General features: G+C 57.1%; 11 protein-coding genes. 2 read left to right on the top strand and 9 right to left on the bottom strand.

From position 1 onward, the window contains the following. The 8 genes from QCD60_RS10345 to tssI form a co-directional block, all read right to left on the bottom strand. Complete coding sequence (locus tag QCD60_RS10345; protein WP_279784929.1) at positions 1-954, bottom strand: hypothetical protein; 954 nt, start codon at positions 952-954, stop codon at positions 1-3. A gap of 99 nt (positions 955-1053) precedes the next feature. Beyond that, entirely contained in the window at positions 1054-2007 is a 954-nt protein-coding gene (locus tag QCD60_RS10340; protein WP_279784927.1) for a hypothetical protein, read from the bottom strand. Positions 2008-2024: 17 nt separating this feature from the next. After that, positions 2025-5894: a hypothetical protein gene (locus QCD60_RS10335; RefSeq protein ID WP_279784925.1), complete on the bottom strand. Its 3870-nt coding sequence runs from the start codon at positions 5892-5894 to the stop codon at positions 2025-2027. A 17-nt stretch (positions 5895-5911) separates the two neighbouring features. Further along, positions 5912-6628, bottom strand: a complete 717-nt coding sequence (locus QCD60_RS10330; protein ID WP_279784922.1) for a DUF4123 domain-containing protein — start codon at positions 6626-6628, stop codon at positions 5912-5914. Continuing rightward, positions 6625-7065 (bottom strand): PAAR domain-containing protein, encoded by a 441-nt coding sequence (locus QCD60_RS10325; RefSeq protein ID WP_279784920.1) that lies wholly within the window; start codon positions 7063-7065, stop codon positions 6625-6627. The genes QCD60_RS10330 and QCD60_RS10325 overlap by 4 nt, the downstream gene beginning before the upstream one ends. Then, positions 7058-7888, bottom strand: coding sequence for a hypothetical protein (locus tag QCD60_RS10320; protein WP_279784918.1), 831 nt, complete (start codon positions 7886-7888; stop codon positions 7058-7060). The genes QCD60_RS10325 and QCD60_RS10320 overlap by 8 nt, the downstream gene beginning before the upstream one ends. A gap of 127 nt (positions 7889-8015) precedes the next feature. Beyond that, the gene (locus QCD60_RS10315) at positions 8016-9161 is read right to left on the bottom strand and encodes a hypothetical protein (RefSeq protein WP_279784916.1); all 1146 of its coding nucleotides are present in this window, start codon (positions 9159-9161) and stop codon (positions 8016-8018) included. Between the two features lie 6 nt (positions 9162-9167). Continuing rightward, positions 9168-11012: a type VI secretion system tip protein TssI/VgrG gene (gene tssI / locus QCD60_RS10310; protein ID WP_279784914.1), complete on the bottom strand. Its 1845-nt coding sequence runs from the start codon at positions 11010-11012 to the stop codon at positions 9168-9170. Between the two features lie 357 nt (positions 11013-11369). Here tssI and QCD60_RS10305 point away from each other — a divergent pair, with 357 nt between their 5' ends. Both QCD60_RS10305 and QCD60_RS10300 read left to right on the top strand, forming a co-directional pair. Then, a complete protein-coding gene (locus QCD60_RS10305) occupies positions 11370-11627 on the top strand; it encodes a pyrimidine/purine nucleoside phosphorylase (RefSeq protein WP_279787909.1) in 258 nt (85 codons plus the stop codon). A 380-nt stretch (positions 11628-12007) separates the two neighbouring features. Further along, complete coding sequence (locus tag QCD60_RS10300; protein ID WP_279784912.1) at positions 12008-13225, top strand: IS256 family transposase; 1218 nt, start codon at positions 12008-12010, stop codon at positions 13223-13225. Here QCD60_RS10300 and QCD60_RS10295 read toward each other — a convergent pair. Further along, a complete protein-coding gene (locus QCD60_RS10295) occupies positions 13169-14032 on the bottom strand; it encodes a hypothetical protein (RefSeq protein ID WP_279784910.1) in 864 nt (287 codons plus the stop codon). The genes QCD60_RS10300 and QCD60_RS10295 overlap by 57 nt on opposite strands. Positions 14033-14051 lie beyond the last annotated feature (19 nt).

Raw genomic sequence — 14051 nt, 5'->3', positions numbered from 1 at the left:
TCACGCCTGAGCAAAGCGTTGCTGTTGTTCGGTATTGATGGCTTCTGCTTTGGCCCTGAACTCTTCTTCGCTGAGGTCGCGCCAGCGGCGTGGGAGGCGTCTGGTTTTTTGATCATAAGCGGCAGTGGTGGGGTCGAGGTGGCGGAAGGCTTCGAGCATGGGTAAATCAGGCAGCGGCTGATTAATATCCATATAGGTATGCAGGCAGTCCCACAGGCGCAGTGCTTCCTGCTGTGATCCTACGGCACCGTAAAGTTTGCTTAGCGCAATATCTTCATGGGGTTTAGCCGTCTGTCGTAGCCATAGAAAGTACGACATGATCAGGCCCTGATGACTGGGGACGGAGACCAGTTCAGCGGCCATCTCGGCAAAGGGTACCTTCGCGCGAACCTGGCCTTTGCCTTTGTAAATCGTCACCATGCCGGTGCGGCGGTTCAGGTCAAAGTAGGGGCGCATGGCATTAAAAATAAAGTTGCTGCCCAGATGCAGGGCGGCTTTACCCGCGCCCCATAGAGTTAAAGGAATACTAAGTAAAACTAAGTACCCTTGAATTGCTTTTATGCCAAAGCCTTGCGCAAGCATGATAAACATCGTGATACAACCCGCGATCCCTATCAGCCATGTCCCCACTTTGCCAATAGCATAAGCAAGGGTGCCGAAGGCATAGAGCCAGGAGGCTTCACCGTAAGACACGCCCCTGAGTATCTCGTGATCAAGGCGCATCGGCAGCGTTTGCAGGTCTTCGGTGGTGAGATCTTCGGGAGTGGCATCGCGGTCGCCTTCTCCGCCATGGAGTGGAAGACGTTTGTCGTATTCCAGCCAGGCGGGGGGCAGCCCGCCCTGGCAGGTCGTTTTGAGCAGAGTCATTGCCAGCGGAGAGCGAGGTATGTGCCCCTCGTTATAGTGTTGTTTGGGGTTAAAACGATAGGCGGTGTCGCTGTAGTAGTTATCCATAGAGTGATTCCGCGTTATTACCACCCGCCGCCATTGACAAAAATGCGCTGCCAGTCGGCGGCGCTGGGGGCACCGCCGTGTGGGGTTGGCACGTTCCTCTTACGCCTGAGCAAAGCGTTGCTGTTGTTCGGTATTGATGGCTTCTGCTTTGGCCCTGAACTCTTCTTCGCTGAGGTCGCGCCAGCGGCGTGGAGGGCGTCTGGTTTTTTGATCATAAGCGGCAGTGGTGGGGTCGAGGTGGCGGAAGGCTTCGAGCATGGGTAAATCAGGCAGCGGCTGATTAATATCCATATAGGTATGCAGGCAGTCCCACAGGCGCAGTGCTTCCTGCTGTGATCCTACGGCACCGTACAGTCTGCTTAGTGCAATATCTTCATGGGGTTTAACAGTTTGCCTGAGCCACAGGCTGTAGGCAGTAACAAAGCCCTGATGGTTACGAATAATGGACAGCTCGGCGGCCATCTCGGCAAAGGGTACCTGCGCGCGAACCTGGCCTTTGCCTTTGTAAATCGTCACCATGCCGGTGCGGCGGTTCAGGTCAAAGTAGGGGCGCATGGCATTAAAAATAAAGTTGCTGCCCAGATGCAGGGCGGCTTTACCCGCGCCCCATAGGGCAGCGGGTATACCTACAATGGTAAGAATAATAGGTGTTGCTTCGATAGCAGCGCCATGGGCTGCGGCAATGAAAAAAACTATTACACTGCAAATAGCCAGACCAATGGTCCCCACTTTGCCAATAGCATAAGCAAGGGTGCCGAAGGCATAGAGCCAGGAGGCTTCACCGTAAGACACGCCCCTGAGTATCTCGTGATCAAGGCGCATCGGCAGCGTTTGCAGGTCTTCGGTGGTGAGATCTTCGGGAGTGGCATCGCGGTCGCCTTCTCCGCCATGGAGTGGAAGACGTTTGTCGTATTCCAGCCAGGCGGGGGGCAGCCCGCCCTGGCTGTTGGCTTTGATCAATTCTGTTGTGATGACTGAATCGACTTTATGCCCCTGGTTATAGTGTTGTTTGGGGTTAAAACGATAGGCGGTGTCGCTGTAGTAGTTATCCATAGAGTGATTCCGCGTTATTACCACCAGCCGCCATTGACAAAAATGCGCTGCCAGTCGGCGGCGCTGGGGGTGTAGTCCCCTTCGGCGTGAGAGGGAGGGGTGGCAGGGGTAGAGGGCTTGCGTTTAGGGTGTATGGCCCGTGCGTCATCCAGCCAGTAAGGTTGGTCTTTGGCCTGAAAGTCAGGTGCTATCTGGGTCCAGCGATAGGGTGGGGTGGCCTGCTCGGCAGGGTGAAACACCGGCGTGCTGCTGTCATTAGGGAGTGGCGCGGGGAAGACCCACATACCCCCTTTGCCATCGGGCACCTGAATCTGACATTTGAATACGGGGTGTTCAGCAGACTTCAGCACCTGCCAGGGGCCTGGGGTATCACTCCATTGAGTATCGCCCAGTGTCAGATAATAGTTTTCCCCCAGATCGGTAATTTCTGTAAAGGTCGGTTGCACGGGGCGTACGGAGAGTGTCGCGCGTGGTCTGCGACCACTGATGGAGATAGCCTGAAAGCGAGGCAGATAGATGGCCTGGTTAACGAAGCGCCCGAGGCAGCTTTGTACGCTGACGCGGACATTGCATTCACCAATGCGCGGGTGCATCTGCCGAACGGCCACAAAATCGCTGGCTTTTTGAGCGGCCGACACATAGTCGTAATAGGGGCTGGTGCTGACTTCGATACGATAGGCCGCCAGCAGGTTAATCAGCCGATACCAGGCCTCATCAGGGCTGTTCAGCAGGTGCGCAAACTGGCTGGCGGGGCTTTTTGAGAGTGGCCCGTCCTGCAGGTAAATCTGCAGCGGCTGGCGGTTAATCGCGATATAGATGGCCAGCCCGGCCACGGTCAGCACCAGGCCAATCACCCCCAGCCACACCATGCTGCTGGCAAAGGCGGCGACGGTCAGCAGGCTGGCGCCGACCCCGGCGGCCAGCAGGGCAAAGGCGGCGGGGCGGTCCCCCTCATGCCATTCATTGAGGGCATCCATAAAGAAGACGGCGGCAGTCAGCGCATTACCGACCACGCCAATGGCTGCGGCCACTGTAATCTCATTTGGCAATAAGGTAACAAGCTTCTTCATCAGTGCATTATCAGCGACTTTTTCCATCCACATCCGTTTTATGGATACGTCAAATGCTACTGTCTCCAGGGTGCGGTTAATCCCCTGCAGGGCCTGCCAGCGCTGATCAAAGAGCGAAAGCAGCTTGGCTGTCGCATTGCCTAGATCCCATATTGCCGAGAAGCTTCCTGTGACTGATCGATCCAGACGATCTGTATTGAAGGTTCGCAACTCATACGACAGATTCCACCCCTCCACACCCAGCATAAACGCTGAAAACCCCACTGAGCTGAGCAGTTTATGCACCGCCTGCGCCGCATTGCTGCGGGTGAGCCGCACGGCCATAGCGCGATGAAATGCCGCGTAGTCGTTGGCGGCCTGGCTCCCTGCTTCATAGGTGTACACCCCCATGCGGGTCGTGGTGCCTGCCGGCTCTCCGGTGGCTTTGGTGTAGCGGGCTTTATTGGTATCGCCGATCAGCTTGTCGCCCAGATACCACTGGCCGTTGTGTTGGCTGTGCTTGGTGCTGGGGGCGGTGATACCCACGGACAGCTCCCCCAGCACGGCACCCACTACGATCACTCCTTTCTCGGGCTGCTTGCCGTTGGGTGGCAGCCATCTCAATTGCCGCAGCAGGTCAGTGCTGGCGGAGCTGCGCACCAGATCAGCCAGCGGGCCGTACGCATCCACTCTAAGCGCCGTAGGGGCGGCTTTGGGGGCCAGTGACTGCATCACGTTAATCAGCCCGCCCAGGGCGGCCTCGACATCGTTAGCGACCCGTTTGATCAGTGGGCCCAGCGTGTTGTCTACCGCTTTCAGGGCATTGTGAGAAGCCGCAGCCCACATATCCAGCAGCGTCACTTCATGGGTTTTGTCATCCGGGTTAGCCATCTGTTTGTCGGGTTGCCGGTAGCGCAACTCGGCGCTGAATAATGACAGGCCCGCCATCAGGTCGATGCGGTAGTTACCATCGCCGGGGTTGGGTTGCGCCGGGTAGTCTTTCGGGTTAAACGGCTGGGTGGGGTCAAGCACATTGGGTTTGGGGAACAGAAAACGGCTCAGCCCGTGCTGATAGGCCAATATCTGGATGATGAGTGCTTCTGCACTCTGGTTATAGGCACCAGACCAGATGGCATGAGGCGTCTGGTAGGTATCCAGACGCTCCGGGTTAGGCGATGCCATGGCCAGGGCATCGCCCAGCAGTTTAAACCCAGCGTAGTAGTCACTGTTATTTTTGCTGAACAGGTCGGCCAGCACCGCTTCTGTGTCTTTGCGGCTAACCAGCGCCAGGGCTTTCTGCTGCCAGGTGCTCAGGTGCTGTCGCGCAGCGGCACGGTAGGAGGGGTAGAGCATCCTGAACATCGGGGAGCCTGGGCTCAGGTCAACATAGCTGGCGTTCTCTTCATGCCAGGGGTTGGTGGTGCTGGTTTTCTTACCTTCGGCATTAGTGGCCATCACTTGCTTGGGCAGGATGGTGTGATTGACCAGCTCGGCAAGGCGATGGAACGGATGGGTACCCGTGAGGGTTAATAAGGTCTGTAACAGATCCTGAGCATGTTGCCCCTGCTGGGTGTAGTGGCGCAAACGACCAATGGCATCATCCAGCATCAGCACACAGATAGAACGGGGTTTAAGCTCGCGGTAGAGGTCTTCTTCACTGCCCTGCGCTTGCCACCACACCGGGTCTTTGTCTGGCTGCGGGTAGTTCACTTCGGCCTGGGCAGGTTGTCCTTTGATGCCCTGCTCCAGTGTTTGCTTCGCCTGCGCCTGTTGCATCCTTGGCTGTTCTTTCACCAGCAGCGCCTGCTTAAACGCCAACGTTGAGACGGTCTTGTCATACGCCTGCCGTGAAGGATTGCTGACCAGATCGACAGCCTGATGGTATTCCTGCTGGGGGGCTTTGCCGCTCAGGTCGGTGAGGAATACATCTGGCTGCGGGTAATGCCACTCCTGCAGCGGCGAGCGCTGGCGTTGCTCCGGCATCTCGTCAATCCATAGCAGCATCCCGGTGGGCACTGTGCTGTATTGGGGCTGCTTGCTCAGACGCTGGTAGTCGTAGCCTAAATGAACCGGCTGCGCTTTGAACTGGCTGACATACATCGGAGTGCCACTCCGCGAGCGCACGGCGCGGGCGGCTATCTGATCCGGGTAGGTCTCCATATAGTTGATACGCTCAGCGGTGAGCTGAACGTCGGAAAAAAACAGTTGAAAGGTCGCCAGCATCTGGCCGCTGGCGGTAACAGGCAGCCAGATTTCCTTGTGCCAGCTACTGATAAACTGACGCTGATAAACGGTGCCGATGGGCGCCTGCTCACTACCACCCCGGGCTGCCAGGATATTGCTATCGCGAAACTGCGGGGTACCAGCCTGCTCGTCCTTGCTGACTTCCAGCTCACGCCACAGCCGCCCCTTACGGAAAATATAGAGGTAGCCACAACGGCAGGCGACGGGGGTCTTAAAGACGCTGTCGATCTGCTCCACCGGTACAAAGGGGGCAATCACATACTGCTGCCGACCGCCACAACGGCTGGTTTGCTTCAGTTTGGGGATAACAAACAGATCCTGATCACTCGCCGCGCCATCGAACAGAGGAATCTTAAAGCTACCTTTGCTGCCTTTGATTTCAATCCAGCTTTTGAGTGGTGGCGCGGCGGCACCGACGGCCTTTTCCCAGAAGTGCAGCGTACTTTTTCCCCAGGCCTTGCCTCCATCAACGGGTTCAATGCGGGTGGGGGCGCCGTTGTTTTCCACCACGATCTTATGGCTATCGGGATGATCGTGGCCGAGGATTTCAATGATATAGGCAGGCTTGGAGCAGCTTTGCTGTACGTCTGACATAACAGTCCCTTGAATATTTATTCCTTCCCTGGGGTGGACTCATCCACCTCATAGCCCAGCCAGTAGTCGATGTAGCTGGGCGTTTTTTCTGCTTGCGCCTTTGCTGGCTGCGCCAGATTGGCGGGCTGGCGTGGCTGATCGTGGGCATCCAGTGCCGCCACCTGCGCCTCACTCAAGGCAAACCAGCCCTGGCCCTGGCCCGTTTGCCCAGGTGTGTGAGCCATCCAGCTCCAGCGCGGCTCGCCTGCAGCCGAGGGGCTGAACCAGCTCCAGCATTCGGCAGGTCCCAGCAAGGCCCGGGCTTCCGCTGCGGTCAGGCTGGGTGCCCAGGCGTCGAGAATGGTAGGAGCATAAAAACGCATGAGCAAGGTTTTATCCTGCTGGCGCATCCAGATCAGGCTGCGCAGGTGCTGGCACAGCGCCTGATAATCACCGGGGTAGCTGATCAGCAGGCCGTGTTGCTGCCAGTCGGGGTCAGTATGCCAGTCCTGATATAAGGCGGTGTGGGGCTCCAGCCTCAACAGCACGGGTGAGCATTCATAGAAAGGATGCTCCAGCGAAGTGTCTTCAAACAGGATGTCCCAGCACAGCTGATCCGCCTTGCATGACGCGGTGTAGATCCAGTCTGGCAGGTTGATACGGTCGATGACCAGCAGCCGCTGGCCGTTCAGGTGTGCCAGCGGCAAGTCAACAGGGGCTTGCTCAGGATAAAAGGCGTGACCGGCGCGGATCATGTAGCCGCTTCCTTACAGGGGCAGTTGGGTTCTACACAGATAGTGGGCTGGCCGTCTTTCTGACAGACCATGACTCGTGACAGTTGGCGTCGGGCCAGCGCCTGTACTTTGCCATTGCTCGCTGAGCCGCCGCTACTGCTGTAGGTTTGGTCGCCAATCAGTACGGTGCCATTGCCTGCCATGATGACGCCGCCGTGCTCGGTGCTGTCACCCATGCGGGCTGCCGGTTTACCGTTGATAAACACCGACGCCGAGCCCTGGCTGATAGTGTCTGGCGGCGCATTACAGACCAGCTTGTCACCGACGCGAGCAGCAGGCATGCCGCCGATAGTAACGTCCCCCGAGCCTCCTGCGATGGGCCCACCTACGTGGGGGGTATCGCCGCGATATTGGGGGCAGAAGTGAAAATGGCCAAGGGTGGCGGCAGGTTTACCCATATGGTTCTCCCTCAATAGATGTCGGTGTATTGGTGTGTGCGGTTGAGCTGGCGTTGTGCCACAGGCTGAAGCTGCGGTGCCCCGTGCTGGCCATATCCAGCATCAGCGCCTGCTGTTCGCTGTCTAACAGCTGTTGCAGGTACAGCAGGCGGTAAGGAAGCTGCAGGGCACCCAGTTCACCGAGAGCTTGTTCAGGGTGATGGATTTGCAGCGTGTCAGCTGCCCGCTCGCTGATGTGTTCGTACAGATCAAGCCATTGTGTCTGCTGCCGACAGCCTGCCGGTGGCAGCAGGTGGTGCAGAGGCGCTGACGAGGTGGCCAGACACTGCCTGAGCAATGCCTGATCGATCGCCTCTTCTTCACTAAAGGCGTGGGTCAGGTGCAAGCCCTGAGCCAGGGTGCTCAGGGCCAGTCCCGTGTCAGCCGGCTGCACGCTTAGTGCCATCAGCCCCTCACTGGCTGTGCCGCCCAGCAGGTGCGAGGCCACTGTGGGTACCGGGCTGTCAAAGGCCAGCAGTGACAGCGGCTGTCCCCGGTCCAGCTGTTGCTGCAGTGTTAGCCAGTGCAGGCATGGACGTTGAGGCTGGCAGGGTAACAGGTGCACCTTGTACGGGGGTGGCCATAGTTCAGCCAGCTGTGCCTGTAACTGATGGCGATGCTCATCGGACAGGTCGGTGGGCAGCAGCACATACACAGGGCCTGCCAGGCTGGCCAGTTCAGTGCGATAGTGCATCAGCAGCATGGCGAGGCGCCGGAAGCGCCCAGGCTCAGCACCGATGGCCGGATGAAAACGCAAGGGATAGGTAGATGATGTGGCGTCCATCACCCTCTCTTCCTGCATAAACAGCACGGCATTGGCTGCCTGTGGCCAGCCAGCTGCCCCACCGCTATCACCCGTGGTGTAAGTGTGAATGGGCGGTATGCAGGCGGCGCCAGCGAATGAATCGCCGTCACTGTATGGCTCCCTGCCATCCACAGGCACTAACTGCTGGATGTTGCCAGTGCAGCTGGTTAATCAGTTGTTCCAGCACAAAGCGATGGCCCTGATAACCCTGTGACCAGCACTGCAACAACGTCGTGTAGTCCAGCTCCGCCGGGAGTGCCTTACCATTGATATAGGGAGTGCGGGTGACGCTGTAGTGATGGTCGTGTAGCCAGCCATGTAATGCCTGCTCGTGGGTGGTGGCCAGTGCGGCCAGCGCCGTGCCATCTGCCTCGGCCAGCAAAGCGATGCCTGCCGGTTCGGCCAGCGTCATACCATGGCGCAGCCACAGGCGGTCGCGAGCAGCCAGTGCTGTTTCCGCTTTTTGCAAGGCAAGCACATCAGCCACGCCGGCGGCGGGTGCCAGAGGCGTCAGCAGGGCAAGGTGGCTGGGTGATATGTGTGGTAGCGGGCGGGTGTTACACAGTGCCGCCAGCGTGGGCAAGGAGCCGATGCCGCGTGTGCGGAGCATGACCCCTGCCAGTGCGGAGAGTGACAATTCATTACTGCTTAGCAGTGCTGTCAGTGTCGCGGCAGACAGCAGCGACCAGTCCTCCGGTGAACGGCACAGACGGATCAGGGTCATCACCGGCAGATCAGCAGCGTGGTGCCGTGTTGCCTGAGTCAATACGTCATCCGTGAGGAGAGCGGGCTGCTCTAGAACCGTGCGTAACCATGCCACGCACAGGGAGTAGCAACGCAGCAATGCAGGATCAATGGGCTGATGTCTCTGGGCCAGCGCAGCGCAGTACCCGTCAGCCTGCAACCGTGAAATGTTTTCTTGCTGTGTTACCTGCGTACTGAATTCACGCTGGCAGTGTGCGAGAACGGGGTCCAGCGACAGACCTGATACCTGCTGCCACAGGCTTAGCAGATACCGTTGCTCGCTCGACGAACAAGGAAACAAGCGTTGCATCAGTACCGTCGGATGGTGTGCCGTCACCAATGACAGCCAGGGCGGGGCGACTGGCAACAGCCCGGGTGGCAGAGCCTGCAAGAGCACCCGTAAGCCGGTATCGTGGCTGGCCACCGTGGCGGGTGCAGCACTCCAGTCCAGTGCTTGCCGCCAGCGCAGCTGATAGTGATAGGCAACGTGCTCAAGCGAGGGCTGCACGGGGCATTAACCATTCAACTTGATGCTGGTGGCCTGCTTGATGATCTGTGTGGCCTGTTCGGTGATCTTATTACCACTCAGCGTGATCGTCCCATCACTCTTCATCGTCAGCTTAGAGCCGCCCACTTCCAGCACGATTTCACTCCCTGCCTTGAGTTTGAACACCTTCCCCACGTCCAGCACATCGTTGTTCTTGATGGTGGTCTGGCGGTCCATGCCGATGTCGGTCAGCTGGTTGTTTTTAATCAGCGCCTGCTGGTCCTTTTCGGCCTGGGTGTAGAACAGCTCCTGGCCTTTGAGGTCTTCAAACACCAGCGCGTTGTAGTTGTCTTTGCCACCGCCCTTGCTGCTGCGGCTGATGAAACCGCTCTGGGTTTTGCTCTCCGGCAGCGCCGTGGGGTAGGGGTTAGTGCCGTTGTACAGACTGCCGACAATGACCGGCTGATCAGGGTCGCCACTTAAATACTGGACGATGACCTCATCGCCAATACGGGGGAAGAAGAAGGCGCCACGGCCGTTACCGGCCCAGGCCTGCGCCACCCGGATCCAGCAGGAGCTGCGCTGCTCCAGATCCCAGTGGAAGCACACATGCACCCGGCCGTATTTATCAATATGCACTTCCTCACTGCCGTCGCTGTTGGCTTCGGCGACCACCCGTGCGGTCTGTGAACCAAAGATGCGCGGCAGGTAGGGCAGCAGGTAGTTGTTGCGGTCACCGCCCTCGCGCGCGGCGATGTCATCACGGGCCAGACGGGGGCGGAACACTGCATCGGCGGGCAGCACACTGATCTCATTCTTGTAGTTATCGCCTTCCTGCGCCTGCTCACCCTGGTTATCCGCCGAGGACGCTTCCACCTTAATCCGGGTGACAACGTAGCTTTTCCCCTCTTCGCGCTTGTCTTCATGGCGCTTGAAGCTGAACAGGCCGCCGGGGCGGAAGGAGCGGCAGTTACTCTTGCCCTCACCGCACAGCTGATCATGCTGCAAGGCGTCCAGCTGGGTCTGGGCGGTGGCCTGGGTGCGGCTGATATTTTCCGCTTCGGCGATGTACTCGACGCTTTCTGTGGTGCCCTGCTGCTCGGCCTGACCGGGGTTCTCCACCAGTGCTTTGGCCAGTGCCGTCGGGGTGAGGAAGTTATAGCCCTGCTGGCGCACCTTGCCCGTGGCAATCTGCTCGATACCGCTCCAGACATACAGATGAGACTCGGCCAGATCCCCGGTGAAGTAGGCCACCTGCTGCTCAAGGCACGGGGTGTAGACCGTGCTGTCATCGGCCAGCACCAGCGTGTGATCACCGGCGCTGTGCTCGAAATAGAAAAATACCCCCTCGTGCTGCAGCAGACGGCAGACGAAGTTCCAGTCGGTCTCGTCAAACTGCACCTTGTACTCGAAGGTGGGGAAGCTGCCGCTGGTACGGTCTTCGAATTTGACGCTGTGCTCACTGAGAATCTGGGTAACGATGTCCAGCGGGGTGCGCTGCTGGAAGATGCGGTTCTGCCGGCGCTGGGTGAGGAAATACGCCTGTGGCTGCAAGGTCAGCTCGTAGTCACGGTGGACTTCATCCAGCGCTTCAGCCGGGGTACGGCTGCCCTTGGAGGCAATACGGGTGACCACGGCGTTATACAGCTGCTGACCGACTTCGCCGTGGTCATCGTGAATGGGAATGGTCAGGGTCACCGCCTTGCCCAGCAGCTCATGGGGGTCAACCTGCTGGCTGTTGGTGTGCACGAAGGCCGTCATGTGCGACAGCTGCGACAAACCTTCGTGGATCGTCGCTTTGTCCAGAATCAGGGCATCCTGCCCCAGCGGGGTGGTAATGAAGATATTCTTGCTGGATTGAACCGCACGCATAACCACTTTCCTGAATAAAAAAAGGCCGGTACACCAAAGGGCAACACAAGGGGGTGGGGTGCCCGGCCGTCGAACACGGGAGAGGCGCTCTGCGTCAGTCGCAGGGCGCCAGAATGAGCGTCAACAGTGCTATTTGGCTTGCAGACCTTTCTCGATCAGATCAGCCTCGGCCATGGCTTTTTGTGCCTCCCGCAGCTGGTCGCTGCTGATCAGCTGTTTGGCCAGATCGCGATAAGCCTGTGCCAGCTGGTGAGTGAGGGTGGCCAGTGGCTCAAAGTCGGAGGGCAGGCCCCTGCCGTATTCGGCCAGTGCATTTTCAGCGGCAGTCAGGGCTTCCGGGTCGCTGGCGGCACTGATCTGGCTGGCCAGCGCCGCGGTTTTTTCCTGATTGACGATGGCGGCGCCACCGTGGGTGTAATGGCCGCCGGTGAGTACACCTTCGGTACCGAAGCGCCGGAAGAAATGACTGTCGTCAGCGGTGCGCTGACCGTGCAGTTGCCTGGTGAGGAAGAGTGGGTCACCTTCGAAGCAGGCGAAGCCTTCTTTGTTCCCGGCAACAGCAAGTTCAATCTGCAGGTGGCAGAAAACACCGCCTACCTGTGCCGCTACCTGTAATCGGGCACCGCGTTGCTGCCGTAGTAATACAGCGGTAATTGAATATATAGAAACCACCAAGCCAGCGTGATGCTGGCTTGGTGGTTTTTACGCCACCCGGTTTTTGTGTGGTTGTGATGCTTACAGCGGGCCTATGTGGATGCCCGTTATTCAGAGCATTACGACATCACCGAGGAGCTGTGCTGGATTATGGGGTTAATGTGATGGCGTTGGGGTAGCCTCTTGGGGAACGGGGAGGTCAGTTCCACGCTTAATGACTAAATCGGGTTTTCGCGGATGAATAATAGGGCCGTTGCTGGTATACAGAACCCAGGGTCTGTAAATTGAACTGTGTAACTGCGTTTATGGGATGATGCGGGAACACCGCGAGGAGCAGTTACATGGCACTAACGCCAGAGATGTTGGATGAGCTGACTCAGGAATGTAAGACCCCGGAGGATGTCAGCAAGCTGTACGCCCAGATGCTGCAACACATGATCAATCGCAGCCTGCAAGCCGAGATGGACGACCACCTTGGCTACGACCGCCACGACAAAGCCGAGCCCGGTGCCAAGCGGGGCAATACCCGTAACGGCAAGAGCCGTAAAACGGTGCAGAGTGATGTCGGCGACTTGCTCATAGAGACTCCCCGCGACCGAGAAGGCCGCTTCGAGCCACAGCTGCTCAAGAAGCGGCAAGTTCGGCTGGCGGGGATGGAAGACAAGATCCTGACACTGTACGCCAAGGGCATGACCACGCGTGATATCGAGAGTGCGCTGGTGGACTTATACGGTGTGACGATTTCGCACACACTCATCGCCCAGGTTACTGATGCGGTTCTGGAGGAAGCCAAAGCGTGGCAGACGCGACCGCTGGAAGCGATTTACCCCATCGTCTGGCTGGATGGTCTGGTGGTCAAGGTACAGCACAACAAGCAGGTGGTGAACAAGTCAGCGCACGTTGTGCTTGGCGTCAATCTGCGCGGCGAGAAAGAAGTGCTGGGTCTGTGGCTGGCCGAAAGCGAAGGGGCGAAGTTCTGGTTGTCGGTGCTGACGGAGTTGCGTCATCGTGGCGTGCAGGATATTTACATCGCCAGTATGGACGGCCTGAAGGGGTTGCCGGAAGCGGTCAACGCGGTGTTTCCGAAAACGTTGACCCAGCTGTGTATTGTGCATCTGGTGCGCGCCAGCTTGCGTTATGTCAACACCAAAGACAGCAAGGTCGTTGTGGGTGCCCTGAAGCGAATTTACACATCGGCGACAGCGGACGAAGCCGTGCGCGAACTGGATGACTTTGAGAGCGATTGGGGTGAGAAATATCGGGCGGTGGTGCGGTTGTGGCGCGGTCACTGGGACAACATCATACCGTTCTTCCAGTTCCTGCCGGAGATCCGGAAAGTGATCTACACGACCAACGCCATCGAATCCCTGAACATGAGCCTGCGGAAACTGACACGTAATCGGCGCATTTTTCCGAACGACGATTCGGCACTCAAGTCACTCTTTCTGGCTATCCGCGAAGCATCGAAGAACTGGAAGGCTATTCATCACTGGAAACCGGCACTACAGAGTTTTCAGGTGATGTTTGGGGAGGAGCGCGTGCCGCTGGCCGCACTCTGAAAGGGAGCAGTTACACAGTTCGTTTGACAGACCCAGAACCCACTCTGTTTCTGAAAGATTAATGAGAAATCCAGAGACGGAGCCTGAGTCCAGATCAGATTGGGTCAGGGTATAACAGCCGTTGTGGTTGAGATCATCTAGGCAAATATTGTGATCATTGAAGTCTTTGAGTTGTTTATCCCCAAATTCAGCCCCCTTGTGAAAGAAGTACAAACCTCCGCCTAATACCACCAAAATAACCACTAAACCCAGCCAGGTGGCGCTGATCACTGCCAGTGAAATATTGAAAACTTTCTTTACAAACGCTGATAGTGATTCTTCTTGCTGGCGTTGATGTGCCGTTAAACGCATGCCTTTTGTTTTTTTGCTTTTTTTGTTTTTCTTTGCAATTCGTATTGCAAGAGAGCCTGTCTTTTTTCTGAGTGATTTTTTATATTTTACTTTTGCTACATATAACACCCATCTGAATATAATGTATAAAACGAAGCAAAATGGCGCGACTAGTACACTCCCTATAGAGCAAGATAAAATAAAAGCGATGACACTTTTTAGTAAATCCCCAATTGCAGTAGTAAATATAATTAACATATAGCTACTTGGGTTTCCTATATGAAAGAACTCCGGGATAACACTGAACGACGTTAAGCGACCGAACATAAAAAACCATAGTGCTCCTTTGTAGGCGATACCAGAAAGAACTGACACTATAGGGGTCAATATCGTAAAAAGAGTTAGCCACTTTCTTCCTAAAAACTTTAAAATTGCTATTTTTATACTGGTGTAAATGGTAGCTAATTCCATGCTCATTGTGTTTTCCCTAATCCAA

The organism is Pokkaliibacter sp. MBI-7 (assembly GCF_029846635.1).
Taxonomy (GTDB): domain Bacteria; phylum Pseudomonadota; class Gammaproteobacteria; order Pseudomonadales; family Balneatricaceae; genus Pokkaliibacter.
The sequence above is the reverse complement of the archived record's forward strand: the minus strand, read 5'-3'. Positions and strand labels throughout refer to the sequence as shown.

Excerpts from the sequence above, each read along its gene's own strand:
- QCD60_RS10345 (WP_279784929.1), bottom strand. The coding sequence starts at position 954 with ATGGATAACTACTACAGCGACACCGCCTATCGTTTTAACCCCAAACAA.
- QCD60_RS10340 (WP_279784927.1), bottom strand. The coding sequence starts at position 2,007 with ATGGATAACTACTACAGCGACACCGCCTATCGTTTTAACCCCAAACAA.
- QCD60_RS10335 (WP_279784925.1), bottom strand. The coding sequence starts at position 5,894 with ATGTCAGACGTACAGCAAAGCTGCTCCAAGCCTGCCTATATCATTGAA.
- QCD60_RS10330 (WP_279784922.1), bottom strand. The coding sequence starts at position 6,628 with ATGATCCGCGCCGGTCACGCCTTTTATCCTGAGCAAGCCCCTGTTGAC.
- QCD60_RS10325 (WP_279784920.1), bottom strand. The coding sequence starts at position 7,065 with ATGGGTAAACCTGCCGCCACCCTTGGCCATTTTCACTTCTGCCCCCAA.
- QCD60_RS10320 (WP_279784918.1), bottom strand. The coding sequence starts at position 7,888 with ATGGACGCCACATCATCTACCTATCCCTTGCGTTTTCATCCGGCCATC.
- tssI (WP_279784914.1), bottom strand. The coding sequence starts at position 11,012 with ATGCGTGCGGTTCAATCCAGCAAGAATATCTTCATTACCACCCCGCTG.
- QCD60_RS10300 (WP_279784912.1), top strand. The coding sequence starts at position 12,008 with ATGGCACTAACGCCAGAGATGTTGGATGAGCTGACTCAGGAATGTAAG.
- QCD60_RS10295 (WP_279784910.1), bottom strand. The coding sequence starts at position 14,032 with ATGAGCATGGAATTAGCTACCATTTACACCAGTATAAAAATAGCAATT.